This window comes from Ahrensia marina (assembly GCF_042140245.1).
In the GTDB taxonomy this organism is placed as follows: Bacteria; Pseudomonadota; Alphaproteobacteria; order Rhizobiales; family MH13; genus MH13.
In genome coordinates this window covers 942616-967211 of record NZ_CP159483.1, presented here as the reverse complement: position 1 = coordinate 967211, position 24596 = coordinate 942616, and the positions used below count along the sequence as shown (strand labels likewise).

The 24596-nt window shown below is 55.9% G+C and carries 20 protein-coding genes and 1 tRNA gene; 10 read left to right on the top strand and 11 right to left on the bottom strand.

Annotated elements, in window-relative coordinates:
- Positions 1–83 precede the first annotated feature (83 nt).
- The 3 genes from ABWH92_RS04715 to ABWH92_RS04705 all read right to left on the bottom strand — a co-directional run bounded on the left by ABWH92_RS04715 (position 84) and on the right by ABWH92_RS04705 (position 1759).
- Positions 84–593: a GNAT family N-acetyltransferase gene (locus ABWH92_RS04715; protein WP_375572604.1), complete on the bottom strand. Its 510-nt coding sequence runs from the start codon at positions 591–593 to the stop codon at positions 84–86.
- 161 nt (positions 594–754) lie between these two features.
- The gene (gene rpmA / locus ABWH92_RS04710) at positions 755–1024 is read right to left on the bottom strand and encodes a 50S ribosomal protein L27 (protein WP_375572602.1); all 270 of its coding nucleotides are present in this window, start codon (positions 1022–1024) and stop codon (positions 755–757) included.
- A gap of 15 nt (positions 1025–1039) precedes the next feature.
- The gene (locus tag ABWH92_RS04705; protein ID WP_375572600.1) at positions 1040–1759 is read right to left on the bottom strand and encodes a 50S ribosomal protein L21; all 720 of its coding nucleotides are present in this window, start codon (positions 1757–1759) and stop codon (positions 1040–1042) included.
- A 289-nt stretch (positions 1760–2048) separates the two neighbouring features.
- On the opposite strand from ABWH92_RS04705, the gene ABWH92_RS04700 reads away from it, so the two are divergent.
- The 5 genes from ABWH92_RS04700 (at position 2049) to ABWH92_RS04680 (ending at position 6325) form a co-directional block, all read left to right on the top strand.
- Positions 2049–2137 (top strand) — tRNA-Ser (locus tag ABWH92_RS04700).
- Between the two features lie 155 nt (positions 2138–2292).
- Entirely contained in the window at positions 2293–3342 is a 1050-nt protein-coding gene (locus ABWH92_RS04695) for a Gfo/Idh/MocA family protein (protein WP_375572598.1), read from the top strand.
- Between the two features lie 108 nt (positions 3343–3450).
- A complete protein-coding gene (dctP, locus tag ABWH92_RS04690) occupies positions 3451–4461 on the top strand; it encodes a TRAP transporter substrate-binding protein DctP (protein WP_375572596.1) in 1011 nt (336 codons plus the stop codon).
- 24 nt (positions 4462–4485) lie between these two features.
- Positions 4486–4986, top strand: a complete 501-nt coding sequence (locus ABWH92_RS04685; RefSeq protein WP_375572594.1) for a TRAP transporter small permease — start codon at positions 4486–4488, stop codon at positions 4984–4986.
- Positions 4987–5029: 43 nt separating this feature from the next.
- Positions 5030–6325 (top strand): TRAP transporter large permease, encoded by a 1296-nt coding sequence (locus tag ABWH92_RS04680; protein WP_375572592.1) that lies wholly within the window; start codon positions 5030–5032, stop codon positions 6323–6325.
- Positions 6326–6367: 42 nt separating this feature from the next.
- On the opposite strand, the gene ABWH92_RS04675 is transcribed toward ABWH92_RS04680, so the two are convergent.
- The gene (locus ABWH92_RS04675) at positions 6368–7138 is read right to left on the bottom strand and encodes an HpcH/HpaI aldolase/citrate lyase family protein (RefSeq protein ID WP_375572590.1); all 771 of its coding nucleotides are present in this window, start codon (positions 7136–7138) and stop codon (positions 6368–6370) included.
- Between the two features lie 137 nt (positions 7139–7275).
- Between ABWH92_RS04675 and ABWH92_RS04670 the strand changes: the two genes are divergently transcribed.
- Positions 7276–8196, top strand: a complete 921-nt coding sequence (locus ABWH92_RS04670) for a sugar kinase (RefSeq protein WP_375572588.1) — start codon at positions 7276–7278, stop codon at positions 8194–8196.
- On the opposite strand, the gene ABWH92_RS04665 is transcribed toward ABWH92_RS04670, so the two are convergent.
- On the bottom strand, positions 8193–9524 hold the full coding sequence (locus tag ABWH92_RS04665) for an HlyD family type I secretion periplasmic adaptor subunit (protein ID WP_375572586.1): 1332 nt from the start codon (positions 9522–9524) through the stop codon (positions 8193–8195). The two genes, ABWH92_RS04670 and ABWH92_RS04665, sit on opposite strands and share 4 nt — an antisense overlap.
- The gene (locus ABWH92_RS04660; protein ID WP_375572584.1) at positions 9524–11419 is read right to left on the bottom strand and encodes a type I secretion system permease/ATPase; all 1896 of its coding nucleotides are present in this window, start codon (positions 11417–11419) and stop codon (positions 9524–9526) included. Before ABWH92_RS04660 ends, ABWH92_RS04665 begins: the two co-directional genes overlap by 1 nt.
- Positions 11420–11737: 318 nt before the next feature.
- Here ABWH92_RS04660 and ABWH92_RS04655 point away from each other — a divergent pair, with 318 nt between their 5' ends.
- From ABWH92_RS04655 to ABWH92_RS04645, 3 genes are read left to right on the top strand one after another with little or no spacing between them, the layout of a single operon-like run.
- Positions 11738–12883: an FIST signal transduction protein gene (locus ABWH92_RS04655; RefSeq protein WP_375572582.1), complete on the top strand. Its 1146-nt coding sequence runs from the start codon at positions 11738–11740 to the stop codon at positions 12881–12883.
- An 18-nt stretch (positions 12884–12901) separates the two neighbouring features.
- Positions 12902–15646 (top strand): PAS domain-containing protein, encoded by a 2745-nt coding sequence (locus ABWH92_RS04650; protein WP_375572580.1) that lies wholly within the window; start codon positions 12902–12904, stop codon positions 15644–15646.
- A gap of 18 nt (positions 15647–15664) precedes the next feature.
- Positions 15665–16279, top strand: a complete 615-nt coding sequence (locus ABWH92_RS04645) for a response regulator transcription factor (RefSeq protein WP_375572578.1) — start codon at positions 15665–15667, stop codon at positions 16277–16279.
- A gap of 49 nt (positions 16280–16328) precedes the next feature.
- On the opposite strand, the gene ABWH92_RS04640 is transcribed toward ABWH92_RS04645, so the two are convergent.
- The 5 genes from ABWH92_RS04640 to ABWH92_RS04620 all read right to left on the bottom strand — a co-directional run bounded on the left by ABWH92_RS04640 (position 16329) and on the right by ABWH92_RS04620 (position 22533).
- On the bottom strand, positions 16329–16796 hold the full coding sequence (locus ABWH92_RS04640) for a UDP binding domain-containing protein (RefSeq protein WP_375574186.1): 468 nt from the start codon (positions 16794–16796) through the stop codon (positions 16329–16331).
- 52 nt (positions 16797–16848) lie between these two features.
- Positions 16849–17730 (bottom strand): nucleotide sugar dehydrogenase, encoded by an 882-nt coding sequence (locus tag ABWH92_RS04635; protein WP_375572576.1) that lies wholly within the window; start codon positions 17728–17730, stop codon positions 16849–16851.
- A gap of 252 nt (positions 17731–17982) precedes the next feature.
- Positions 17983–19410: a mannose-1-phosphate guanylyltransferase/mannose-6-phosphate isomerase gene (locus ABWH92_RS04630; RefSeq protein ID WP_375572574.1), complete on the bottom strand. Its 1428-nt coding sequence runs from the start codon at positions 19408–19410 to the stop codon at positions 17983–17985.
- A gap of 131 nt (positions 19411–19541) precedes the next feature.
- A complete protein-coding gene (locus ABWH92_RS04625) occupies positions 19542–21128 on the bottom strand; it encodes a glycosyltransferase (RefSeq protein ID WP_375572572.1) in 1587 nt (528 codons plus the stop codon).
- Positions 21115–22533, bottom strand: coding sequence for an HlyD family secretion protein (locus tag ABWH92_RS04620; protein ID WP_375572570.1), 1419 nt, complete (start codon positions 22531–22533; stop codon positions 21115–21117). The genes ABWH92_RS04625 and ABWH92_RS04620 overlap by 14 nt, the downstream gene beginning before the upstream one ends.
- 330 nt (positions 22534–22863) lie before the next feature.
- On the opposite strand from ABWH92_RS04620, the gene ABWH92_RS04615 reads away from it, so the two are divergent.
- Positions 22864–24195 (top strand): SEL1-like repeat protein, encoded by a 1332-nt coding sequence (locus ABWH92_RS04615; RefSeq protein ID WP_375572569.1) that lies wholly within the window; start codon positions 22864–22866, stop codon positions 24193–24195.
- The last annotated feature ends 401 nt before the right edge of the window (positions 24196–24596 follow it).

The window sequence follows — 24596 nt, the reverse complement described above, 5'->3', positions numbered from 1 at the left end:
GGAGCATACATCAAGGTATGTGAGCACCGGCAAGCGCAGCAATCAGCCCTTTGCAGGCCAAAGATGAGTTTCAGGGGCATTGTTTAGCGCTCGAGAACATAGCGTTTGGACGGCTTCTTGGCCGTATCGCGCGCAGGGGTGATGCATTCGCCGTCACCAACGTAAACGAAACCGTTCTTGATCAGCACGCGCTGGGACGCCTCATTGCCGGCCACTGTTTGCGCATTGATGGAACCGGTCACCCCCAGATCATCAAGCAACGCGACAAACGCGCCAACGGCGGCGCTCGCAATGCCCTTGCCCCAATGGGGTTTGCCAACCCAATAGCCAATCTCTTCCGCTCCGCCAGGGCGCGGGCCAAGCCCAACGCCGCCGACAAGCACGTCATCCAGCGTAATGGCACGGCTGACTTTGCGGCCAGATTCATTGCGCACATCGGACAGAAAGGCTTCAGCGTCCGAGCGCGCATAGGGGAAGGGAACCGACGACGTCATCGCGGTCACATCCGGGTCGTTCAAAAGCAAGGCCAGCCGATCAGCATCATCCAGCTGATAGCGCCGCAGTTGAACATCAGGGTTGGAGCGAGCAGACATGGTGAAGACCTATAACGGAAGATCACGTGTTTGGCGCGCTTCGCTCTAAGCGGTTATCGCTTGCGACGGAGACTGAGCGCAAAGAAAAAGGGAGGCTTGCGCCTCCCTTTGAACCTGCTTGCGGCATCCTCAAGGGGAGGCCGCACCCGTTTCGAGGCAGCCTATTCGGCAGCTTCAGCCAACGGGAGCACGGAAACATAGGTGTTGCCGTCACGCTTCTTGGCGAACGACACCGTGCCATCGGTCAATGCAAACAAGGTATGGTCCTTGCCCATACCCATGTTTTCACCTGGATGCCATTTGGTACCGCGCTGACGGATGACGATGTTGCCAGCAACAACAACTTCGCCACCGAACTTTTTCACGCCAAGACGGCGACCAGCTGTATCGCGACCGTTGCGGGATGAACCGCCTGCTTTCTTATGTGCCATGGATCAAATCTCCTCTTATTCGCCTTTGGCGAATTCAGCGGCCTGTTCCAGCCAATTATCACGTTCAATGCGGCCTTTGAAGGACAGCGCATCATCAACCTTGGCGATGTCTTCCGGTGTGAAAGCTGCAACCTGCGCAAAGGTGGTGATGCCCAGCGCGTTCAGTTTTTTCTCAAGCACGGGACCAACGCCGGAGATCTTTTTCAGATCATCCGCTGGACCTTCAGGAGCGGCGAACAGCGCACCCTCTGGCAAATCACCGGTCGAAGCGGCAGGTGCTTCTTTCTTCGGTGCAGCTTTTTTCGCGGCAGGCTTCTTCTCAGCAGCCGGTTTGGTCTCTGCTGCCTTGGTAGGCGCCTCATCAGCTTTTTTGGCTTCAGCCTTTTTCGGCGCCGCTTTTTTGGCCGCCTTCGGCTTCGCGCCACCGGTCAGAATGTCGGTGATCTTCACCACCGAATACTCTTGGCGATGGCCGTTTTTGCGGCGGGAGTTCTGGCGGCGGCGTTTCTTGAAGATGATGATCTTCTTACCGCGCTTGTTCTCTACCAACTCACCAACGACGCTTGCGCCCTCAACCAGCGGCGCACCGACGGTCACATCGGCATCATTGCCGACCATCAGCACCTTGTTGAAAACCACTTGGCTATCAGCATCCTGGCCAAGTTTCTCAATTTGAATAACGTCATCAGCGGCAACTTTGTACTGTTTGCCGCCCGTTTTGATGACTGCGAACATCGTCTTTTCCTTCGTGTTCAGTGCTGTTGAGTCCCGTTCGCAAAGTCATGCGAACCAGCCCAAAGCTTCTTGTCAGTCTTGGGTGGAATCTTAAGACCAGCCAAATGGGGGGAGGCCTGTCTCAAGACGAAAAAAGGCGCGGGAACTGGCCCACGCTTTGATTTCGAGGGCTATAAGCGCAAATCGGAGCGCATTGTCAAGCATATCAGGCTATTGCGTGCTTGCCTTTTGCGCTGGCTTTTGTCTATGGGTAGCGCCGCTTTGGCGAGACCACCCGTCAGAGCAATGCGGAGAGATGCCGGAGTGGTCGAACGGGGCGGTCTCGAAAACCGTTGTGCGCTTTGCGTACCCAGGGTTCGAATCCCTGTCTCTCCGCCATAGCCAATCGCTTGGTGAAACCGCGAAACAAGCACCAGGCCCCTTGCTCAATCACAAGAAAAATGCCCTGACAGCTCTTTGGGTTGGCACGGGTTGCGGCGTTCAGCACAAAATGACCTACCGACGTTCCCGGCACACACTTTCAAAAACGACCCATGCCAAAACCCAAGACAATCGCCATCGCCGGATTTGGTTTGGTTGGTCGCCGTCATGCCGAAGCGATCAACCAAAGCAGCGACGGCACCCTTTCTGCCATCATTGACCCCAATCCAGCATCCCGAGCGGACGCCGCCGCACTCGGTGTTCCTGTCTATTGCGATCTGGCTACGCTCTTTGATGAAGGCGCCGCAGATGGTGTTATTTTGGCAACGCCCAACAATCTGCATGTCGAGCAAGGCCTTCTTTGCCTGGAGAAAGGCGTACCGGTCCTTGTCGAAAAACCGATCGCAGCCCGTGCGATAGATGCGATACAATTGGTCCAGCGTTCTGAGCAAACAGGTGTGCCAGTGTTGGTGGGCCACCATCGGCGGCACAACCCGTTGATCCACGCTGCTAAGGCGACGCTCGGCGCAGGGCATATCGGAACAGTACGCGCGGTTCATGCGCAGTGCTGGCTCTACAAACCTGACAGCTACTTCGATGAGGCGGAATGGCGAAAGAAGCCCGGTGCTGGTCCGATAGCCGTCAATCTGGTCCACGATATCGACCTGCTGCGCTACTTATGCGGAGAGATTCGCACAGTCCGTGCGGTCGCAAGCCCAGCGCTGCGCGGCTACGAGAACGAAGACCTTGCCAGCGCTCTTCTCGAATTCGAGAACGGTGCCATCGGCACGCTGTCGGTGTCTGATAGCATCGTCGCTCCCTGGAGCTGGGAGCTTACGGCGAAGGAAAACCCCGCCTACCCGGTGACGTCCCAGAGTTGCTACACCATTGGCGGGTCGCACGGATCGCTATCGCTACCCGATCTGCGGGTGTGGACAAATGGCAAAGCAGAGCGACACTGGTGGTCGCCGATGGAAGTCCAGCAGCTGTCGCACGCGCCAACCGATCCGCTGGTCAATCAAATCGATCATTTTGCCAGCGTCATAGCCGGTGAGGCTGCACCTCTCGTCTCCGCTCGCGAGGGCCTGCGAAGCCTGCAGGTGGTCGAGGCTATTCAGATGGCGGTTTCGACCAAGGACGTCGTAGAGCTTGAGAGCATCTGAAAAGACAACAGAAATTTGTCTGATCCTTGCCCAAGCCTGTTGCGTCAAAGCGAAAGTCGCGCAAAGTTCGACAGGTAAACAAACAAAAAATACCTCTGGGAGGAAAATATGAGCTTCATGATCACACGCCGCGCGGCTTTGTCCGTCGCGGTGGCAGCATCTGTTGTGGCCGGTGGCGCGGTTTCGGCCTTCGCCCAAGATCGCATGACTTTCACATTGGCAACGGCCGGTTCTGAGACAGATCAACGCTCTGTCGCCATGGCGGAGGTCTTTGCTCCCATGGTAGCCGAGTTCGCCGACTATCAGCCCGGTTACAACGCGACCCTCTTCGCTCAAGGCACTGAGCTTGAAGCCATCAGCCGTGGCAATCTGACAATGTCTATCGCCTCGGCCCAAGAGCTGGCCCAGTTCTTCCCCGAGTTCTCCATTTTCGCCACTGGCTATGTGCACCAAGATGCTGCGCACCAAGTCCGGGTGTTCAACGACGCTCTGATGGACCCGTTCAAGCAAACCGTCGAGGAAGAGCTCGGCGTCAAGCTCCTGTCGGTTATGTATCTGGGTCGCCGTCACGTGAACCTGCGTCAAACGCGTGATGAACTGGATGTGCAAACACCGGCTGATCTGGCCGGTGTGAACTTGCGCATGCCTGGTACGGATGCGTGGCAATTCCTCGGCTCGGCCCTTGGGGCATCACCAACGCCAATGGCCTTCACCGAAGTTTACACCGCTCTCTCGACCGGTGCCGTGGACGGCCAGGACAACCCGTTGCCAACGGTTGTCGACGCAAAGTTCTATGAAGTAACCAACCAGATCGCGCTGACATCACACTTGGTGGACCTCAACTACATCGCATTCTCGCTGGAGACGTGGAACAGCCTCACACCCGAACAGCAGATCACCGTCCAGCGCGCCGCAGATGCCGCAGCCTCTGTCGGTCGTTTGCGTCAGCTTGATCTTGAAAACAGCTTGGCTGATCGCATTCGCAGTGAAGGCGTAGAGATTTACACCCCAGACCTGGAAGCGTTCCGCACGCACGTGCAGGCGCAGTATGTCGGTAGCGAGTTCGCCGAGAGCTGGCCCGAAGGCGTTCTGGAGCGCATCAACGCACTGGGCAACTAGAGCTTCTCCAGGGCCAGTTTGCCCATGTTGAAGCGGGCCTCACGCTGGGCCATTCATGTCACAGAGTTCATCGCCGCCGGTCTTCTGGCGGCGATGTTTGTCACATTCCTATTGCAGATCTTTTCTCGTTACGTTTTGCAAACCCCGTTCGGCTGGACCCTTGAGTTTTGCCTGATCCTATGGGTTTGGATCGTTTTCTTTGGCTGTGCCTTTTTGGTTCGGGAAAAAGATCACGTCACCTTTGATATCTTCTACCTGGCTGCCCCGGCACGTGTCCGTCAGGTGCTCGCCTTGGTGGCGGCAGCCTCAATCACAGTGGGCATGCTGTGGGCGTTCCTGCCGACGTGGGACTACATCGATTTCCTGAAAATTCGGCGCACATCAACGGTCCGCGAGCCGTTCTCGGGCGACAAGATCCCGCTGCGCACCATCTTCTCCATCTACGCGGTCTTCATGCTTGTCGTTGCCGCGCGCTACGCATGGCGTTTCATTGATGTCCTGCGCAACGGACCACCTGAACGATGACGTCGACCTGTGTTTGCCTTCTGCCCGCAAAGGCTGAAGCGCAATGAGCCTTGAACTTGCTCTTTGCCTGATCGTGTTGTTTGGCCTGGCTGGTATCGGCACGCCGATCGGTTACGCGATCATGCTTGCCTCGCTGGTCTATTTGGCAAGTGGTGGCATGGACCTGGCGTTGACGGGCGAGAAGATCCTGCAAGGCCTTTATGGCAGCTTCGTCTTGCTTGCCGTGCCGCTGTTCATCGTCGCGGCGAACATCATGAACGCCGGCACGATCTCAGAACGCTTGCTCAATTTTTGTATCGCCATTGTTGGACGGTTTCGCGGCGGGCTTGGGCACGTCAATGTGGTTGCGTCCCTGATCTTCTCCGGCATGTCCGGCTCGGCCGTCGCCGATGCAGCGGGCATTGGCAAGATCATCATCCAGATGATGACCAAGGAGGGCCGCTATTCCGGCGGATACGCTGCCGCCATCACGGCCGCGTCGGCCACCATAGGGCCGATCATTCCGCCATCCATTCCGATGGTTCTTTATGCTTTGGTGTCCAACGCATCCATCGGCTCCCTGTTCCTTGCAGGCATTGTGCCCGGGTTCCTAATGGGCGGGCTTTTGATGATGATGAATGCGATCATAGCGCGCCGACGCAATTTCGCGCTCGAAGAGCCTGTTCCCGTGCGCGAGCTTCCTGCGATAACCGGCAAAGCGTTTCCGGCGCTGCTGATGCCCGTCATTTTGCTCTACGGTATCTATGGGGGCGTCACGACACCCACAGAGGCAGCCGCGGTTGCAGCTCTTTATGCGCTGATCCTGGCTGGCTTCTTTTACCGCGCTTTGAGCGTGAAGAGCCTCTACCAAATCTTTGTCGAAAGCGCCCGCTCGTCCGCTGCTGTCGGTGTGGTGATCGGTGGGGCCCTCATCCTCAACTTCATCGTGGTTTCAGAGAACATCCCCGGCATGATGTCGGACTTTCTGACCGGCATCGACATGCATCCCCTGCTGTTTCTTTTGCTGGTCAACATCCTGGTCCTGCTGCTCGGCTGCGTCTTGGATGCGACAACGATCATCCTGGTGATCGTTCCGCTTTTTATTCCGGCCTGCAATGCGCTGGGCATCGACCTTGTCCATTTCGGCGTTCTCGTGGTGGTCAACTCCATGATCGGGCTGATCACACCACCTTATGGAATCCTCCTTTTCGTCATCAACGCGGTAACTGGAATCCCATTGCGCGATATCATCCGCGAGGTTTGGCTGTTCCTCGGCGTACTGCTCATTGGCCTCTTGGTGATGATACTCTTCCCAGACCTGGTCCTATTCCTGCCACGTGTTTTTGGATACGGCGGGTAAGCACCCACAATTACGCGCAGATTGATAGGTTTTTGCAGCCCGTTATCCGGCGTCGAATTCGCTACGCAGGCCAGCCACTGCATTTGCCAAGAGGACAAGGTCAACGCCTACCGCTGTGAAGAGCGAACCCATGGTCATGTAGCTCTTTGCCGTGGCTGGCTCCAAGGCCATGACCCCGCCAGGCTTTCCGACAGCCGCCAACCGAGCAAAGCCCGCTTTGATGGTCTCAACCACCTCTGGATGGTCGAACTGCCCCGGGTTGCCCATGCTTGCGCTCAAATCCGCTGGCCCAAAGAAGACCGCATCGACGCCATCGACAGCAGCAATCTCCTCAAGGGCCTCAAACCCGGCAACTGACTCCACCTGCACAATCAGACAGAGTTCTTCTTCAGCCTTGGTGAAATAGTCGTCTACCCTACCGTAACGCGTCGCGCGGGTCATACCGGCCATACCGCGAACGCCACGGGGGCCGTAACGCATAGCATGAACCGCCGCTTCCGCTTCAGCGGCGGACTCCACAAAGGGTAGCATGAGCGTTTGCGCACCCATATCGAGCAAACGCTTGATAAGAACAGAATCATGTCCAGCAGCTCTCACCGCAGCAGAAACCCCTGGCGTCCCAGCAATCGCTTGAAGACAGGTTTGCACCTCCACTGTTTCGATGGCTGAGTGTTCGCAGTCCACAAGCACCCAATCAAAGCCGGCGCCACCCAAGAGTTCAGAAACGGTGTTGCCGCCGACTGTGTTCCAGATACCAAGTTGGTGCTGACCTGCGCTGATCGCGGACTTAAACAGGTTCTTTGGATTCTTCATGCGCGGGTCATTCCCTAAGTTCAGAATTGGATTCAATCGCAGGACCATGACCTTTTTCAGTGGTCTTGGCCACTGATGGTCACCACCGCATTGAAGACGCTGGACAAGATCCAACGGTCAGCATCTAAGTCGGAGCAATGAAACAGATCGATATCCTTGCAATCGGCGAGCCATTGATCGAGATGATCCGCCGCGATGGTGTCACTCACGGTCCCGCAACCTATACCAGTGATGTGGGTGGTGATGTGCTCAACGCTCTCGTTGCGGCTGCGCGGCAAGGAGCCAGCACCGGGCTGATCTCAGCGGTCGGTGACGACCCCTTTGGCCAACACATCAAGGCGTTCTGCGCAACCGAAGGCATTGATACATCGATGCTGAGAGTGTCACCGGAACACAGCACTGGCTTGTGTTTCATCGATCCCGATCCATCGGATAGAAACTTCACCTATGTGCGCCGGGGATCGGCCGCCAGCAGCTACGGCGCTGACGCTTTGCAACACGACATGATTGCCAAGGCTCAAGCCCTGCATGTCACAGGGGTCAGCCAAGCCATTGGTTGCACAATGCGGCGCGCCGTTCGCGTCGCAGCAGAGATAGCGAAGGCCAATGGAACGCTCGTGTCCTACGACCTGAATCTGAGGCTAAAGCTTTGGCCTCTTGAAGAAGCCCGAGGGTGCATTGACGATTTTCTGCCGTTTGCCGATATCGTCCTGCCATCCGAAGACGAGGCCAAGCTCCTCCTCGGCAGCGACACTATTGATGCGATCCTCGATTATTTTGCGCAGCACGACGCGGAGATCATCGTGCTCAAACGCGCTGAACGAGGCGTGATCGTGAGGACGGCGAGCAAACAGGTCTCAATAGAAGCGCCGACGGTCAAAGCTGTCGACAGTTCAGGGGCGGGCGACAGCTTTGCCGGTGCGTTTCTGGCTTATCTGCTTGAAACCAATGACCCCATCGAAGCCGCCCGACGAGCTGTCCGCGTCGCTGCCATCACTGTGACAGGACACGGCGCCACCCCCGCCATTCCGAGGCGTGAGAGCATTGTGAGTGCTTAGGTCTCCCTGAAGGCGCGTTGCATGGAGTCGGTAATCGGTTTGAACAGATACTCTAGCAAAGTGCGGCTCTCGACCGGGATGACAACTTCGGTGGGCATGCCGGGATAGATCCGGCTGACATCAATTTCGGAAGGCAGCGCACCTGCAATGGCCATACGGGCAGCAAAATACTCCTGCCCGGTGACATCGTCACGCAATCGATCAGCAGAAACATAGTCAATCCGAGCTGTGATGTGCGGCGTTGCGCGCATATTGAGTGCGACCAGCCGCAATTGCGCCTCCTGTCCTTCGCGGACAACGTCGATATCGCCCGGATTCAGCCGCGTCTCGACTACAAGGTCTGATCCCGTCGGCAGCAGCTCGGCCACGATGGCTTCGGCACCGATGACATTCCCTTCCATGGCGTGAGGAAGATGCAAAACAACACCATCGACCGGCGCGGTGACAATCAAACGCTCGATCCGATGTTGCTCGGCGATGATATGCTCTTCCAGACGCGCTTGCTCGATGCTCAGATCGCTAAGTTCGGCTGTAACCTGGGTCAGGCGATCTATTTCCGGACGGACAAGTTCTTCTTGCGCCTCGACAATGCCCAGGCGGGCTCGTTCGATCGACGCGTTGAGCGAGCCGATCTCCCCCACCAACTCAGCCAATGTGCGCATCAGTGCCGTGTATTCACCGCGAGTCGCCAGACCCTGGGTTAATAGGCCATGCTTACGTTCTGCCTCGTCGGCAATCAGGTCTCTTTGAGCCGATAGCGCCTCCAACTGGCTTTCATAGCCAACCAAGCTTTGTTGGATAGCAGCAACCCGTTGCTCCAAAATGGCCCTGTCGGTTTCATGGATTGACAGTTCAGCGTCAAACTCGTCGCGCTGCTCCTCCAACAGATGGACCAAACCATGGTTTTCCGCCTGGGTTTGAAGCTCATCATCAAAGACAACATCGCTGCGGCGATCACGGTGTGCCATCAGGCGCGCCCGACGGGCCAAAAGCCCAACCCACTGATTGATATGGGAGTTCAGTCTTGCACGAGCGGCAGTACCGTCCAGCGTCAGCAGCGGCGTTCCAGCAAGAACAGCATCTCCCTCGGCCACATGCATGACGTCAATAAGACCGCCTTCAAGATGCTGGATCTCAACGTTGCTGCCTGCGGCCTGCACCACGCCAGGCGCGATGACGGCACTTGCAAGAGGCACAGTCACGGACCAGACGCCAAACCCGCCAAGAAACAGGGCGATCATGCCATAACCAAGCAGAGAGATCGTGCGCGTTCCGGTGTGCAGTCCCTCACTCCAAGGGTGCGATTGTGGAGAAGTTTTCTTGCTCATCAGATCTTGCCCGGTGCTGCCACCGCTCCTCTTGTTGTGGCTGTCTGCGTTGTCACGCCGCTTTTCGAGGCGCGCAGATCTTGCCGTACTGATCTTTGATGTGAGCGTTCTCCGGGCTTGATTTGCCGTAGTGGAACAGCAACGCCATCGGGCAAAGATCGTTGCGCCTGGCGACTGAGGACTTGGTCGCGTGGCCCAAAGTCGTCAATGCATCCATCTTTGAGCACAAGCAGGTGCTCAACCTGTCGGACGATCGACTTGCGTTGTGTCACGATAAGAACAGTCGTTCCTGAACGGCGAGCCTCATCCAGTGCGCGAGCCAACGCCTCATCGCCGGAATCATCCAGATGCGCATTCGGTTCGTCGAGAACCAACAGGCATGGATTGCCAAAGAAGGCACGAGCCAGTCCGATACGTTGACGGTGCCCCCCAGACAGCAGACGCGAACCCGGTCCGATCACCGTGTTGTATCCATCCGGCAAGTTCTGAATCAGAGCGTGAACCTGCGCCCGCTGAGCTGCCTCTACGATGGAAGCATCTGAGGCATCCGGGCAGAAGCGGGCTATGTTTTGGGCAACTGTCCCAGGCAGCAACTCCAAGTCTTGGGGAAGATAGCCCAAGTGACGCCCCAGCGTGTCCGAAGGCCAGTGAGCTAGGTCGGCTCCGTCAAGGCGAACGCTGCCCATGGTGGGCGCCATCGCTCCAACAATCAATCGAGCCAAAGTCGACTTGCCCGCTCCGCTTGCTCCAATGACCGCAACGCTTCCGCCTTCGGCAACATCGAATGTGATCCGCTTGAGAACAGCAGCGGCAGCCCCTTTGGTGGGGTCTGGTGCATAGCTGACATTCTCAAGGCGCAAACATCCGCTTGGTTCAGGCAGCTCGACCATGTGTTGCGATGTCGGGATTTTGGAGCTCGCTTGACGGAACCTTCGCCATGCGTTGTAGGCGTCGGCATATTGGCGCCAGCCACCAATCAATTGATCGACCGGTTGCAGTGCGCGCGCTGAGATGATCGACGAGGCAAAGATCATTCCCGCAGTCATTTCACCGCGCAACACAAGGTGTGCACCCAAACCGAGGATCGCAATCTGAAGCGAGACACGAAGGAACCGTGACACGCCTGAGAACATCGCGTTCAACTGTGAAACGCGATCGGCGTGAGCCAGGGACACAACATGTTTCTGACCGAAGGCCTCCATCGCATTCTTGATCATGCCCATCGAGCGCACGGTCTCAGCGTTGCGAACAAAAGACTGTACGGCCGCCAGGGCAGTAAGATCCCCTTCCGTGCTGCGCTGAATTCGCTTGGCCGCAACAAGTTGGTTGGTGAGCGCTAGGCCGGCGAGCAACAACGCGCCAGTGGCCGTGAGCGCAAAAAGCACCGGGTGAACAAACCACAGTAGAAGGATGAACAAGGGCACGTAAGGCAGATCAAACAGCGCAAATGCGGCCCGAGAACTTAGAAAACCGCGCACGGCAGAAAGGTCACGCAGTGCTTGGATATCCCCCAGTGGCGCTCGGGGCGATGCTATAACGGATTGAAAAGCAGTGTGCGTGTTGGAGATGTCGAGCCGATTTGCAAATCGAACAGCATAGATGCTTCGCACGACATCAAGACAGGCCATCAAGGCAAGACCAGTGATTGCCATGACAGACAGAAAAATCAGAGTCTCACGGCTGGAAGACGGCAGAACACGGTCATAGACCTGCAGCATGTAGATCGGCAGGACCAACATCAGAGCGTTGATAAACAGAGAAAAGAAGCCGATCTCGCAGATGGCGGGCAAGAGCCTGCCAGACCCGTCAGCCGACGCTAACACGGAGTTTGCGGAACCGTTGTCGGTTTTCTCCGGCAAACGTGATGAGCGTGTTGAACCAAATGAAGCTGCCATTTCAATACCTCCGACCAGCCTTTCACTGTCTGGTACACGTCTCATCTCGTGTTTTGGGGAGTGCATCGGGATGGCCGACTACGCCATAGGTTACCGGCCCTGCGGAATGATCAGACGCCCACAACCGAGCGAGGCTCGGAACAACCAAATGCTAGTCGTTTGAATAGAGGTTCAAAGAGTGGAAACGCCCAGTTTGTCGGACTGCACATTTCATTCACCTGGGCCCGACTATACTTTCAGGTAGTCAGCTATTCCAATGCGTTCACACCGCCAACCCTTTAGCCGGTATGCGCAATTTGGACGATGATGGAGGTGGTGTTGAAGGTTTGGGTGAAGAGCGCAAAATCCGCAGAAGACCTAGCTGGAGTGTTGGAGCCCGGCTCCTACGATTTTGCTTCCGTTCACAACAACTGTTTGGTTGATCCAGCTGCCCTTCAAGACCTGAACCATCTTTCCACACTGCATGGATCCACCTCATGCCTTGGTGCCATGACGCAGGATGGCATGACCTCGGGCATTTCTGTCTTTGCGATATCGGACCCAGCAGGGGCCTATGGAACGGCACTGGCACATTTTGACACTGATCCGCGGACAGCGGCCAAGGAGGCAACCAATCAGGCCCTTGTGAATGCGAGCCGGATTGGGGAACGCCCCGAGCTTGTCTGGGTATCAGCAACGCCAGGTGCGGAAGAGGACGTTCTCCAAGGTATTGAAGATGTCACTGGATCGGATGTTCCCATTATCGGTGGAAGCGCTGCCGATAACAGTGTGAATGGGGATTGGTACGTTTTCGATCAAACGCTCAGAAGCAACCAAGGTGTGGTGGTTTCTGTTCTTTTTCCGTCCAGCCCAATCTCCTTTGCCTACCAGAATGGCTATTCGCCTTCGCCCCATTTTGGCGTTGTCACCAGCGCGACTGGCCGTACCATCCATAAAATCGACGGCAAGCCTGCGCTGACAGTCTACAGTGGCTGGACAGGCGGTGAAGTTGCCCTTGATGAAGCAGCCGATGATGGACAAACCATTCTTTCAGCCAGCACACTTTGGCCACTCGGTCGTGAACTCAGTTGGTCAGGTCAGGTGCCGTCGTACCTTCTTGCACATCCCGCTTACGCTCATAAAAATGGTGACATTGAACTGTTTGCGAAAGTGAATGAGGGCGAACAGGTGACACTGATGAACGGGACTGTTCCAAGTTTGGTGGACCGTGCAGGACGCGTTGCCAAACTTGCCCGAGCGAGCGGACAGGCCACAGATCGAGCCATACAGGGAGCCCTTATGATCTATTGCGGTGGGTGCATGTTGAGCGTTCAAGATCACATGCCCCAAGTCGTTTCCGGAGTGAATGAGGCACTCGATGGCGCTCCGTATCTCGGCGCCTTCACCTTTGGTGAACAAGGAAGCTTGCTGCAGGCCGGCAACCGACATGGCAACCTGATGATTTCTTGCATAGTTTTCGGATAGCGAGGGCAAGTCCAGGCTATGGGAGAAGACGAACGACTACGTGAAGCGCTTCTCGAGCTGCAAATCCTGGGTGATCGAGAAGCGCGTGCACTCGAAGAAACCCAGACACTGTTGGCATGTTTGGAGGCCTACACAAGCGCGACCAGTCCCTCAGCAGCGCTAGCATCCATTTTTGTCTCTCTGGAAAACGCCATCGATGCGTCAGTTTCCATGGTGGTTCGCGCAACGCCTGAAGGCCAGCTGACGATACAAGCCAGCAACGATCCAGAGTTGGTTGGCGGTGAACTTCAGGCACCGATCGATATCTTCTCACGTTCTCGCAATATCATGGACCTCAACCTGGTTGGCAGCTGGGCCGGTCGGTTGCGATGCAATGCCTATTCTGGCCTTCTGGTGGCACCAGCCGCAGACCAAACAGCTCTCCTATGCTTTCGCAAAGCGCCAAAGGGTTTTGGCAAGGAAAGTCTCAAACTGGTCACCCGGTTGAGCGGGCTGGCAAGCCAAGCCCTGCGCAACAGCGAAATTGCGTCCGAAAACAACCTTTTGGCCGCAACGATTGCCGGATCATCCTCCGGCTTCGCGATCGCAGACGCAACGAATGACGATCTACCGCTCATTTATGTGAACGCGGCTTTTGAGCAGCTATCGGGCTACAAGGCGGAGGATGTGCTTGGACAGAACTGCCGATTTTTGACGGCTGAGGCACCAGATGCACCGGAACGCACGCGACTACGCGAAGCGGTCAACCGCCGGGCTGGTGGTACCTTTCTATTGCGCAACAGGCGACGGACCGGCGAGCTGTTTTGGAATGAGCTCACGCTCTTTCCCGTGTACGGCAGCGATGGTGATGTGTGCCATCTGGTCGCCACTCAAACCGATGTCAGCGAACGCGTGGACGCTGCAAATGAGAGGGATCAAGCACGGGCGCGCATGGAGCGGGCCTTAGCTGCGACCGACGATGCTTTTCTTGTCGTCGAGCCCGACGGACAGATATCGTTCGCCAATGACGCGATCAATGACTTGCTGTCAGCACCAGGAGTGAGCTGGACAAAAGGATCGCGGTTTTCGGACAATTGGGCTGCATACTTGGAAAGCGTTCCGTTTCCACCGTTTCATATGTCCGGTGATCTGGACGAAGCCTATTTTTCCGAGCTTGCCGCCCTCCAACAACCGCAAGAAGTTGAGCTTCCAAACGGTCGCAACATTTTGCTGCGTGTGGCAGGCCTCGACGATGGGGGGCTGGTCATATCGGCCACCGACATTACGCCGATGAAATCGGCGCAACGATTGCTCGCGCAGCGTTTGGCGGCCATTGAGGCCGCCTCCGATGGCATTGCCATTACCAATGACGATGGGCGCTTGACCTATCTGAACTCCGCAGCCAGTCGATTGCTTGGTTTTGGACGTCCAGAAGATGGATTGGGTCGCCGTTGGTATCGGCAATACACAGAGGCGACCCCCGTCCCAAGTGACAAGCCCTTTGAGACAACCCTCCTAAGAACCGAAGAGTCCCAGACCGTTACCCATGAGATCACAGGATCGCCGCTCGAGAATGGCGGTTCAGTGATCGTGGTGCGAGACATCACAGAAAGTCTAGAGACCGAGGCCCGCGAAGAGGAGTTGATGCAGGACCTTATTCGGCTCCAGAGACAAGAGGCTATCGCTCAGTTGACAGCCGGTGTTGCCCACGACTTCAACAACCTACTCTCAGCGATCAATGGATCTGCAGCCCTGATAGGTATGTTGGAGGATTTGCCCGATGCAGTTCAGCCCCATCTTGATCGTATAACATCGGCAGGTTCCCAGTCCGCCAAGCTTCTCAACCGCCTTTTGGACATTGGCTCCGGTTCTGAAGTTGACGGCGCATTCGATCTCTCATCGATATTGGCAGACCTAAGCCAGATCATGCAGCCCAGCCTACCAACAGGCATCACGTTCGATGTCATTGCCCCCAAGTCGGGAGTTGCGTTGCGCGGCAATGCCGGTGCGCTGAGTCAGGTTCTCATCAATTTGTGCATGAACGCGCGTGACGCGATCCAAACGGATCACGGAGAAATCAAACTGAGCGTTTCTTTGGTCAAAGGAGCTGACGTTCTTTCCACGACCGTGGGTCATCTCAACGAAGCCGGGCGATACACTTCACTGACAGTTAGCGATACCGGTGCGGGTATGGATGCTGAAACGTCCGCCAGCATGTTTCAGCCCTATTTTTCGACCAAAGGGCGAATGGGAACAGGCCTTGGATTGGCGATTGTCGCCATGCACACGAAAAGTGTCGGCGGAGCCATCAAGGTGGCCTCTAAGCCTGGAGAGGGGACAGAGGTTTCGATCTACTGGCCCATGGCCTCCCTTGGAACCAATTCTGACGGTGTGCTGGAAGCCAAAACATCTGACCTATCGGACATGACGGTCATTGTGGTCGACGACGATCCCAATGTTGGCCATGTGATTTCCAAATATCTCGAAGCTGTCGGTGCCGAAGTCGCGACATGTGAGGACCCACGTGATGCATTGGATGCCATTGCTGACGATCCTGAAAGCTGGTCGGCATTAATCACTGATTACGACATGCCACATATGAATGGTGGTGAGTTATCGGCGCGCGCGCGTCAGATCGCACCTGATTTGCCAGTTATTGTCGTTACGGCACTTGCCAGACGACTAACGGATCCACGCCTTACAGACGGGCAAGTTGCTGCGATCTTGTCCAAGCCAGTCGACTTAGATCAATTGTGTTCTACACTAGAGCAACACCGGAAGTGACCGACCATCGAGGCGACTATGCGACTGTTGTTAGCTGACGATCATGCGCTCGTTCTTGAAACGCTGAGTGCTTTTCTAACCGTCCAGGGCGAGTTTGAAGTTGAAACCTGTGAAACACTTGATGCTGCTTTGGACAAAATGGCCAATGACATCGTCTACGACTTGGTCCTGCTCGACTACTCAATGCCGGGTATGAATGGGCTGAACGGCTTGGCCAGAGCGTTGGAAACGTCTTTCGGTCGGCCTGTCGCTATCATGTCAGGAACAGCAAACAAGTCGATCGCTCAGGAAGCCATCGATGCTGGGGCGATTGGCTTCTTGCCCAAGACCATGGCGGCGAAGTCCCTGGTGAACGCCGTCAGGTTTATGGCGATGGGCGAAACATATGTGCCACTTGAGTTCCTGAATGCAGAAGATGCTGGACCATCTGCACCGCTCGCAAAGCAGCTTTCTGAGCGCGAGATGCAGGTGCTCAAAGGGCTGTGTCGTGGGCTTTCAAACAAAGAGATCGCCCGCGAACTCGATCTGCAGGAAGTCACGATCAAGCTGCACGTCAAAACGCTCAGCCGCAAACTGGAAGCTAAGAACCGCACGCATGCAGCCATGATAGCCAAAGAGGCCGCAATCGTTTGATTGCAACCTCCTTTGCCTGGTTGACCCAAGTATCCCTGCTTGGCGGCAATCACCAACCGATGCCGCGATACTCTTGAAAGTCTGGCAGGTCTTCAAACAGCCGGACCACATCAATAACCGGCTTCTGGCCATGTTCCATCGCCCAACTGGCGAGTGTCGCATAAAGCGGATTGCGTTGTGTGACGATGATGGCTTCGGCCTGTTCGGCCACATCACCAGCATTCTCAACCAACAAACGCGGTAACTCCTCGGCGAGTGTTGCACTGGTATGTTTCAGATAGGCCAGCTGCCCCTCAAGGCATGTGTCAGCCGTAATGGCAGGGTCATGTGCGATGATCTCAATGCCATCCGCCCGCAGTGCAGCCATGACCTCTAGGATCGGGCTCTCGCGTATATCGTCGGTTCCAGGTTTGAATGCCACGCCAAGAACGCCAACACGTTTGGCACCAGTGGCGCGCACCATCTGAATGGCTTCCTCAATCTGCGTTCTGTTGGACACACCAAGGCTGTCAATCATAGGGATATCAACGCCAGCCATCTTCGCAATATGTGTGACAGCGCGCACCTCCTTAGGAAGGCAAGAACCGCCATACGCGAAGCCCGGTTTGAGATAGTATGGGGACGAGATTCAGTTTGTGATCCTGGCAGAAGACATCCATCACATCATGACTGTCGATGCCCAATGATTTGGCCAGTCGGCCTACCTCGTTGGCAAAGCAGACCTTGGTCGCGTGCCAGACATTGTCAACATATTTGACCATCTCTGCCGTTTCGATTGACGTTACAAAAGGCGTCTCATCAATGGGCGCGTAGATTTGCTTCAGCACATAAGCGGTCCGATCACACGTTGCGCCGATCACGGTTTTTGGTGGTGCGTAGAAGTCATCGACAGCAACACCCTCACGCAAGAATTCCGGGTTGAAGGCAACACCAAAGTCCTCGCCAAGCTTCCGACCGGAGACAGCTTCAATAATCGGAGTCATGACGCTCATGGTCGTGCCGGGGGGAATCGAGCAGCGCATGACAAAGTAATGAAAACTGGACTTGCGCGCCAAACCTTCCGCCATAGCCTGGGCAGCGGCCTGGATGTAGCGATAGTCACAGCTTCCATCTGATGCTGTTGGCGTTCCAACGGAAACGAAGGTCACATCGGTGTCTTCGACCGCTGCGGCTAGATCATCTGTTGTGGTGATAAGCCCACCTTCGACACCTTTGGAAAGAAGGCGCTCCAAGCCTGCCTCATGAATGGGTGATCGGCCAGCAGCAATATCGGCAGTCTTCAAAGGGTCGACATCAACACCGACAACATGATGACCAAGGCTGGACAGGCAAGCCGTAGAGACAGCGCCGACATAACCCAAGCCAACCACTGAGATTGCAGGCTTGGCGATAACACTGTGCAGAGGAATCGGCAGGGCATTGGCAGTTGAGATGGGGGCAAGGTGGGTCATAGTGTGTCCTTCAGAGCAAGTTCCCGTCGTGGACAGATGTCTAACACCCTGAAAATCATAATATTTTTTCTGAACGGCTATGACGGAGGAGCAAATGGCGTCCTCGCCTGATCAAAAGGATAGGCTGTGATCCGAACGCGTGGATCTGGAAACGAAAGTGCCCGCGCAAAGGCTAGCCTTTGCGCGGGCGGCGTATGTGCTCACAGGCAGCGGCGGGCTGGTTGATCCCGGTTGCCTACTCAGACAACCAGATCATGCGGCGATCTGCGGCACACGCGCATAGTCATCTTCGTATCGAACAATATCGTCCTCACCGAGATAGGAACCGGACTGCACTTCGATCAGCGTCAGCGGCACATCCTCCTTGTTTTCAAGGCGGTGAACTGCACCGAGTGGAATGTAGGTCGATTGGTTCTCGACCAGCGTCATGACGGTATCATCCCGGGTTACGGTCGCGATGCCCTCAACAACCACCCAGTGCTCTGCACGATATTTGTGGCTCTGCAGGCTTAGTCGACCGCCTGGTTTGACGGTGATCCGCTTGACTTGGAAACGAGACCCGAGCGTGAGTTGCTCGTAATGGCCCCATGGCCGCTGACATTTGCGGAACTCCTCAGCTTGTGGCGCCTTTTGCAGCTTAAGCTCGCCGACGGCCTCTTTAACCCGCTCACTGTCGTCCATGTTGGCAATCAAGATACCGTCATCGGTGGCAATGGCAGCGATATTCTCCAAACCCACTCCAACGATCTTTGTGTCCGGGTTTTCCGAGCGCAACAGACTGTTTGAACAGTCGATCTGCATGGCAGCGCCCCACATGGCGTTGCCTTTGCCATCTTGGAAACAGTTCTCGTGAACAGACCGCCAAGACCCCAGGTCTGACCAACCACAGTTAACTGGCACAACATGAAGGTCATCTGCGGCCTCCATGATCGCATAATCCACTGAGATGTTTTCGCACCGTGAATAGGCGGCGGCATTCAGGCTCATAAAGCCCGTTTCGTAGCTGGCCGTCTTAACAGCCGCCCGAGTCGCCATGGCAAGATGCGGCACCAACTGCTCAAACAGTTTGATGATGGTGTCGACACGGAACATGAAGATGCCCGCATTCCACAAATATCGTCCATCGGCGATCATCGCCTCAGCCATCTCAAGCTCTGGTTTCTCAACGAAACGGCGGAGCGATTGTGATTGGCCGATGACAGGTGGTTCCGTCAGCTCCAGATACCCATACCCGGTCTCAGGCCCTGATGGTGAAATACCAAACGTGACGATTTTACCCGCAGTTGCTGCGGCTGCCCCGGTGTCAATGGCTTCAGCAAACGCATGTTGGTCCAAAATCTTGTGATCGGATGGGGTGACCAGCAAGATCGCGTCAGGCTTTGCCTCATGACGCAAGGCAGCGGCCAAGATCGCTGGCGCTGTGTTGCGCGCCTCTGGTTCAAGAAGGACATCGTGCGTCTCCGCACTGATGGCCTCCAACTGCTCAGCGACAACAAAGCGGAAGTCAGTTCCCGTTACAATTGAGGGTGCGGAGAACCGAGGACCGGTAAGCCGCATAACGCTCTCTTGAAACAAGCTCAGATTGCTGGACAGTTTCGTGAATTGCTTAGGGTAGCTCTTGCGTGAAACCGGCCATAGGCGCGTACCTGAACCACCAGCCAAGATAACAGGTATAATCATCGAAAGTACTCCATTTGATAGACAGGAATACTTTCTACCGTTCGCAGGCTCCGACTTCTTCTACCTGACAGAGGGAGAAAAGCGCGCTTCCGGATGGACATCTATCCCAACGGATAGGTGTTGCATGATCCTCAGAAGGGGCTCGGCAACAGGCCGATATAGATCGCAAGGATTGTCACAAAACCAGATACCGACACGACCAATTGTGTCTTGGCCATCGCATTCTGCAAAGTGGCGACCCAACCCTGATCATTGCCAGCAGTTTGGTTGCCGCGGTTGGACCATTTCTGCTTGGACAGATGGAACACCATGAAAATCTTCACCGACGCGTTGATGACCTGATTGAGATACAAAATAAAGGGCCACGACAGATCGACCTGGCGACTGTAACGGAAAAGAAAAAGACAAAGAACCAGACGGCTGAAGGCCACCCAGATTAGACAAGACCAAAGGTAAGCGGGCTCTTGAAATGTCGCCAGGAGAGCCAGCGTGGGGGACACCATCATGGTCCACATGGCGATGCGTTGATCAACCAAGCACCACCAAATGAAAGGCTTCACAGTTTTCGGGCCAAGGGCAATGGCGCGACTGCCGTTGCGGAGCATGTTGCCGGACCATCGCCGGAAGTTTTGAACCATACGTCCAAGGCCATTTTCCTTAATAACCTCAATCGTATAGACGGTAGCATCAGGTACATAGGTCATTTTGGCGCCGCGGGTGAGCAGGTGGTACCAGGATGACTTGTCATCGCCGGACAGAAACCGGAAGCGGCCCCATAACCAATGATCCAGATGGTCGGCCTCGATGGTTCGAATGAACCGCTCTGCAAGAATGTGGTTGGCGCGGAAAACCGACATACGGCCCGTCAAGGTCAAGACCTTGTCTGAGAGTGCATGGCTTTGCATTGCAAGGCGACGCTGCGCAAACCGCATCGAAAGCCAGGCGCTGATCCACTCAGGCCCGTAGCATATGACTTCCTCGTCAGTCGTCAGTGCTTGCAGTTCAGGGTCGGCACCAAACATCGACAATGTCTTTTCCAAGACATTGGTCCCAAACAATGCGTCGCCATCCATGAAAATGATCAGATCATTAGGATCAACATCGCTTCGGCTGATCGACCGAAGGATCATGCCGATCGCCATCCGCTTGCCTGGTTGATTTTGACGAAGAAACACAAGCTCCGCCAAGTCGCTGGGGATGTCCTGAGCGTGTTTCTCGACAAAAGAACGAATGATCATCTCATCATAGGCCGAGCCGGTGCCTATATAGAGCGTTGTTGGAATGCGCTCCCGACGGATCTGGCCAAGTATGGAGCCTATGACACGCTCGGTGATGGATGGCTCTTCAAAGTATGTGGTCATCTGAATGTGCAAACGGCGCGGTCGCCAACCGCTGTTCCACACTTGGTCAGCACGTTGGCGCATGTCTGGCCAATGAACGCGTCGATAGATCTCCGCCCGAACAGCATGGGTGAACCACCACCCAAATCGCCAAAGCCCCAACACCCCAAGAATGATCGTGATTTGCAGCGTATCAGGCTGAAAGAAGCGGTTGTGTGTGTTCACCAGAAGCCAGCCAATCGCTGTGACCAGCAAAAGGAAAACCGCCAACTGAAGAGGCCGCCATTTTGCCAGGCCACGCTTTGCGGGCGTCGTGAGATGATGCAATCGTGCCGTTAGGCTCTTGCGAAAGGCATAGTCCGATTCAGGCAGGGACATCGTACCAGTCCTCTACCCATAGTCTGACTCGAACTTGGTAGTGCCGTACACGCTGAGCCCATGGGCGTGATGCCTCAATATGGACAGGCATAAGATGTGGTAGCTCCGTCCGTGACTGCTCCGGTGTTAGGTCGGTGAACACCACGGAAATCAGCATACCGAAGTCTGGCGACAGATCGGGGTCGATACCAGCTTCAAGCTCGACAATTTCCCCGGAAAGGTGCTGCAAACCAAGTTGAGTGTTGGCCGTCACCGTGATCGCCATGCCGGTATAAAGCGCAGCACTCATTGACTGGTCCACCCACCCGCGGGCCACGCGAGATGACACATTCTCCATCAGCAGCACGGCACCGCCGCGCGCAACAAACTGACCGTCAAGCACGTGGATATCCGTTACCGTACCATCGTGCGGTGCCATGACATGGAGCGCATCAGCTGCGCTGCGCAATCGACCGCGCTCGCGCCGTAGCCTGCGAAGCTCGTCGTCGGTGTCCTCTATCTCTTTTTCAACGTTGGTCAGAACATCGAAAAGCGCTTGATGGTCGGCAGCATAACGCCCGTCAAACGCGTTGAGGGCCATAAGGTTCGCCGCCCGGTCTTGCGGTCTACTGGTGTTTAGAGCGTCGACCAGTGACAATCGAACGGCGGCAAGCGTGTTCGCATAACCCTCTGCGCGTTGTCGCAGGCGTTCGATCCGGTCTTCTAGCAATGAAATACGACTGCGAACCTCTGCCAGATTCGCTTCACCTTCGGGCGTTTCGACACGCACCAAAACCTGACCCGCACGCACGTCATCGCCAGGTTCAACAAGGATTTCATCGACATAGCCGCCTTGCGCCGCCAGCAGTGGAGTAAGGGGCGCTTCGATACGCGCGTTTTCAACCGAGATGGTGGCAACGCGCGCATATATACCCTTTCCAAGGGTAGAAAACACGATCACTGCAACGACAAAGTAGATCAGTGACATCGCTAGAATGCGCGCTGGACGTGGGACAGTGTTGGCCGTCGCCGCTGCCTTTTCTTCCTCGGTTTCTTCCATCGGGACGAGGTCGACCGGCGTGTCCAGACTGGTGATCACATCGTTGGTAGACGCCATCCGGCCTGACAATATGGAATGGTAAAAAACCGCAAGCGTCTCTCGCTGCCGACCGGACAAGCCGTCAAAACATAAGAAGCGAGAGCCTTTTTCGGCAACAAGACGCACAGGAAAACGGATATCCACGCCCTGAAATGGGATAGATAGGATGGCCTCTTTCGGCATGATGTCGCTGTCGCCAGGAAACTCGAACCCGCGTAACGACCAGTTTTTGATATCGATCCTTTCACCCCGGGCCAGTTCAAGACCCAAAGGGGCGCAGACTTGAAACGACAAGTCGGACAAAGGCCGTTCGTGACGTATCTTCAAAACTCGCTCTCCTCTCGGTTCCCATAGTCTTTAGGCCCAAGCGGGACGGAAAGGGTGGGAGGATAGGAGTAGCAGTTGTCGCAAACGTATAGTCACACCCCCAGAAGGCAGGTTTGGACTTGGGCGCCGGGTTCTATTCCAAAAGGTACGAGCCTGTACTTTTGAGGCTCTCGCTAGCCGGATGTGATCCTAGTGCCGCGGAGAGCGCCGTATCATGAATACGAGCAACCGGGCTGTGAACCCGACCAGATGAGCAACCCGGCCTAGCTGGGGTGGGGCGTTCGCCTCTGAAGCTTGTACCCATGCACTCTGTTAGCGGGAGAACCGACAATGGCCCACCAACCACGCTTCTTTCTTATAGTTCTGGCGGCCTTAGCAATTTGCTCTGTGGGTGCACCGTCCGTTCGCAGTGCGAACGCCGACAGCGCCTTGGTCCCCGTGGTTGAAGAAAACACCTGCACCCCTCAGGCGGCCGAAAACACAACGGACTCACCAAATGCCTCTCCTCAGCAAGCCGACATTGGCGCGCTTGTCGAACAAGCCGAGGCCGGCGATGTCCGTTCTCAAGTCCGGATAGCGCGTCTCTACGAAAAAGGCATTGGTATCGAGAGTGATATGACCTTGGCCGTCCGCTATTGGAGAATGGCTGAAAGCGCAGGTCACGCAGGGGCTCGTTACAAACTGGCGCGTGCGCTTTTGAGCGGCACGGGTATCGCCTCCGACCCAGTGGAAGCGCGGCGCCTGCTTCGCTTGGGTGTGGATCAAGGTCACACATCCTCAATAGCAACTCTGGCACGAGCGCTGGAAAGCGATGCCGTCAGTCCTGCTGATTTTGCAGAAGTCATGGACTTGTATGAGACTGCAGTGGAGGCCGGACATGCTTATGCGCGGTATCGGCTTGCCCTACTGCTGGCGGATCCAGAAAGCGTAGCGCCTGATATTGTCCGAGCAGTTGCTCTTTTGCGTCAGTCCGAGGCAGAGGGACACACCAGCGCACGATATAGGCTTGCAAGAATGCTGCTGGACGGGACGGTCGTTGACGCTGATCCAGCCGAAGCTCTTCAGCTTCTTTGCCTTGGCGTTGAATCCGGTCACATCTCATCGGCAATAGCTCTAGCGCGGGCTATCGACACCGGTCGGATTGTGTCCGCTGATACGGGGGTCACCTTGGAGCTTCTTGAGTTTGCGGCGGCATCAGGCCATCAGTCAGCGCGCTATCGCCTGGCTCGATTGCTGGCCGACAGCGATAGTGTTGCCCCTAACCGACCGCGCGCTCGCCTGTTGTTGGAAGACCTTATTCAGGAAGGCTACAGCCGGGCTTCATTCACCCTGGCAGACCATCTGATGGCCGTTCGTCCATCCCCGCAGGATCGGGCTCAAGCCCTTACAATTTGGACGTCTGAAGCAGAACAAGGGAACGGCCGCGCCTTGGCTCGTCTGGCTCGTCACTTCCCCAATGATTATGTGCGCTTGCTTCAATCCGAGTTGGCTCATCGCGGCTATTATCGTCAAAGGCAGTCCGGATACCTTACTCTGGCAACGATAGAGGCGATAACAGCCTTTTGTCTGGACACAGACATTTCAGACACATGTCGTCTCGGCCCTATGCGGTCTGCGACGGCCAGGGCTTTGGCTGGCGCAATGGGGCCTCTTGGTATCTAAAGCCGCCGCGGGCATGAACGTAACAATGCCCGCATCAGTGCGATCGAGGCCGTCTCCCAGACGCGGAACTGTTTGCTCAATGATGATCAAGCAGTCGGTTTAAACCAGTACCCAGTGCAAGGGGCTAATGTTCAATCACAGGTCCTTGCCGGTGCGAGACGGCAAATCTGGCTGCGATACACCTACCCTCCCCATTGAAAGCGGGCGTTCCGCGCCACTGCCTATCTGTCAAACCAACAGGATCAGCAGCACCGGACTCTCTTGGTAGGGGGTCCGGTGACTCGTGTCGGGTCACCATGGCAAAGGAAGTAGTTACAAGGCCCACCACAGTTGTGCGCCTTGGCCGCGAACAGCGGCAAACCGACATCAGCATCACATGCATGGATGACATCATCTCGGGG

What these genes read in the sequence shown, in the direction of transcription:
- ABWH92_RS04715 (WP_375572604.1), bottom strand. Translation starts at nt 593, where the DNA reads ATGTCTGCTCGCTCCAACCCTGATGTTCAACTGCGGCGCTATCAGCTG.
- rpmA (WP_375572602.1), bottom strand. Translation starts at nt 1,024, where the DNA reads ATGGCACATAAGAAAGCAGGCGGTTCATCCCGCAACGGTCGCGATACA.
- ABWH92_RS04705 (WP_375572600.1), bottom strand. Translation starts at nt 1,759, where the DNA reads ATGTTCGCAGTCATCAAAACGGGCGGCAAACAGTACAAAGTTGCCGCT.
- ABWH92_RS04695 (WP_375572598.1), top strand. Translation starts at nt 2,293, where the DNA reads ATGCCAAAACCCAAGACAATCGCCATCGCCGGATTTGGTTTGGTTGGT.
- dctP (WP_375572596.1), top strand. Translation starts at nt 3,451, where the DNA reads ATGAGCTTCATGATCACACGCCGCGCGGCTTTGTCCGTCGCGGTGGCA.
- ABWH92_RS04685 (WP_375572594.1), top strand. Translation starts at nt 4,486, where the DNA reads ATGTTGAAGCGGGCCTCACGCTGGGCCATTCATGTCACAGAGTTCATC.
- ABWH92_RS04680 (WP_375572592.1), top strand. Translation starts at nt 5,030, where the DNA reads ATGAGCCTTGAACTTGCTCTTTGCCTGATCGTGTTGTTTGGCCTGGCT.
- ABWH92_RS04675 (WP_375572590.1), bottom strand. Translation starts at nt 7,138, where the DNA reads ATGAAGAATCCAAAGAACCTGTTTAAGTCCGCGATCAGCGCAGGTCAG.
- ABWH92_RS04670 (WP_375572588.1), top strand. Translation starts at nt 7,276, where the DNA reads ATGAAACAGATCGATATCCTTGCAATCGGCGAGCCATTGATCGAGATG.
- ABWH92_RS04665 (WP_375572586.1), bottom strand. Translation starts at nt 9,524, where the DNA reads ATGAGCAAGAAAACTTCTCCACAATCGCACCCTTGGAGTGAGGGACTG.
- ABWH92_RS04660 (WP_375572584.1), bottom strand. Translation starts at nt 11,419, where the DNA reads ATGGCAGCTTCATTTGGTTCAACACGCTCATCACGTTTGCCGGAGAAA.
- ABWH92_RS04650 (WP_375572580.1), top strand. Translation starts at nt 12,902, where the DNA reads ATGGGAGAAGACGAACGACTACGTGAAGCGCTTCTCGAGCTGCAAATC.
- ABWH92_RS04645 (WP_375572578.1), top strand. Translation starts at nt 15,665, where the DNA reads ATGCGACTGTTGTTAGCTGACGATCATGCGCTCGTTCTTGAAACGCTG.
- ABWH92_RS04640 (WP_375574186.1), bottom strand. Translation starts at nt 16,796, where the DNA reads ATGATTGACAGCCTTGGTGTGTCCAACAGAACGCAGATTGAGGAAGCC.
- ABWH92_RS04635 (WP_375572576.1), bottom strand. Translation starts at nt 17,730, where the DNA reads ATGACCCACCTTGCCCCCATCTCAACTGCCAATGCCCTGCCGATTCCT.
- ABWH92_RS04630 (WP_375572574.1), bottom strand. Translation starts at nt 19,410, where the DNA reads ATGATTATACCTGTTATCTTGGCTGGTGGTTCAGGTACGCGCCTATGG.
- ABWH92_RS04625 (WP_375572572.1), bottom strand. Translation starts at nt 21,128, where the DNA reads ATGTCCCTGCCTGAATCGGACTATGCCTTTCGCAAGAGCCTAACGGCA.
- ABWH92_RS04615 (WP_375572569.1), top strand. Translation starts at nt 22,864, where the DNA reads ATGGCCCACCAACCACGCTTCTTTCTTATAGTTCTGGCGGCCTTAGCA.